The sequence below is a fragment of the Marinobacter sp. genome, assembly GCF_035268745.1.
Taxonomy (GTDB): Bacteria; Pseudomonadota; Gammaproteobacteria; order Pseudomonadales; family Oleiphilaceae; genus Marinobacter.
In genome coordinates, this window is record NZ_DATFKH010000079.1 from 1 (window position 1) to 1,564 (window position 1,564).

Below are 1,564 nucleotides of genomic sequence, written 5' to 3' on the forward strand. Positions count from 1 at the left end.
GTTGAGGCCACGGGCAATACGGCTTGGTTTTGCGACGAAATCCGCGCCTGTGTTGGGCGTATTGTCGTTGTGAACCCGCGCCAGTTCCAGGTAATCCGCAAGTCCGTCAACAAGACAGACAAGAACGACGCGCGGGCTTTGGCTTTCTTCCTGTCCAAGGACATGTTGCCAGAAACGCGGCTGAAATCGACAGCGGAGTCGGAGCTAAGCTCATTGGTTTATACCCGAGACGTCTTCGTCAAGCAGCGCACCATGCTGCTGAACAAGATCCACGCCATGTTTGTGCGGCGCGGCACAAAGCTGAAGAAAGAGGGATTGGCCAGTAAGAAGCGCCTACGCGAATTGGATGTGAGCCAGTTCACGGCGCTTGAACAGGTCGAGTTGAATGCGTTGCGCAATCAAGCGCTCGGCCTGACGGAAACCTTGGCCGAGCTGGATAAGGCGATTGAGAGCGCTGGCGCAGACCTTCCAGGCCATGAAGGGATCAGCTCGATCAAGGGGATCGGGTCACGCTCAGCGGCCATCCTGTTGGCTGGGATTGGCAATATCGATGACTTTGAAAGCGCTGACAAGCTGGCGGCCTATGTCGGCATCGTGCCAAAGGTCAGCCAATCCAACGATACGGACAATCGCGGTCGGATCACCAAGCGTGGCAATAAGCTGATGCGGACCACCTTGGTGCAATGCACGCTCATCGCCATTCGCTACTCGGGATATCTGAACGCTTTCTATCAGCGCATCAAGGAACGTCGCGGCGCGGGAAAAGCAATCATCGCCACCGCACGCAAGCTGCTGGCAATCATCTATGACACGCTCAAAAACGGCTGGGTCTTCGAAGATTTTTCCGAATTTAAAATCAAACAAAATCAACGTCCTACTGGACAACCATCATAGGAGGAGGACGCGAATGACCGAGACCATGGAAACCACGCAGCCGATTGTCGAGATGGCGAAAGCCAATGACGAGTTTCGCAAGGTGCTTATGACCGGCGACAAGATGCAAGTGGTGCTGATGGCCATTCCCGAAGGCGGGGATATTGGGGCCGAAACCCATGACGGGCACGATCAGGTTCTGATTTTTGTAGAAGGTCAGGGCACAGCCAAGATCGGCGACACCGAGACCGGTATCCAAGCTGGTGATCTGAGTTTCGTACCGTCAGGCGAATTTCATAATTTCGTGAACACCGGGTCGGGGATGCTGAAGCTGTACACGATGTATGCGCCGCCTGAGCATGAGGCAGGCACGGAACACGAGACCAAAGCCGAAGCCGAGACAGACCCGGCCGAGCAATAAACCAGGATTAAAAGCCGCCGCGTAGTGCAAATACTATAATCGCGGCGGTCAGACCGGCACAGACCAGCAGCACAGCGTGTAGGATGCGCTGGCTGCTGGTTTTTTGTTGGAACGGATCAGTCATAGGTGAATTGCTCGGACAGGATATTGGCTATGGGCATGCCCATAGCCAGCAGCGCGCTCGACATTTTGCAGCATCGCGGGCGGCCCGCACAAGACATACAGCCAGTCGCGATGCGCGTGCGTGCCAAAACGGTGGCGCAATAGGTC

The 1,564-nt window shown here is 55.6% G+C and carries 2 protein-coding genes; both read left to right on the plus strand.

The window, feature by feature from the left end; genetic code table 11:
- Window positions 1–894, plus strand: an 894-nt coding sequence (locus tag VJ956_RS06875) for an IS110 family transposase (protein WP_324083110.1), incomplete at its 5' end; no start/stop codon positions are given.
- A 13-nt stretch (window positions 895–907) separates the two neighbouring features.
- Window positions 908–1,294, plus strand: a complete 387-nt coding sequence (locus VJ956_RS06880) for a cupin domain-containing protein (RefSeq protein WP_324083111.1) — start codon at window positions 908–910, stop codon at window positions 1,292–1,294.
- The last annotated feature ends 270 nt before the right edge of the window (window positions 1,295–1,564 follow it).

What these genes read in the sequence shown, in the direction of transcription:
- VJ956_RS06880 (WP_324083111.1), top strand. Translation starts at nt 908, where the DNA reads ATGACCGAGACCATGGAAACCACGCAGCCGATTGTCGAGATGGCGAAA.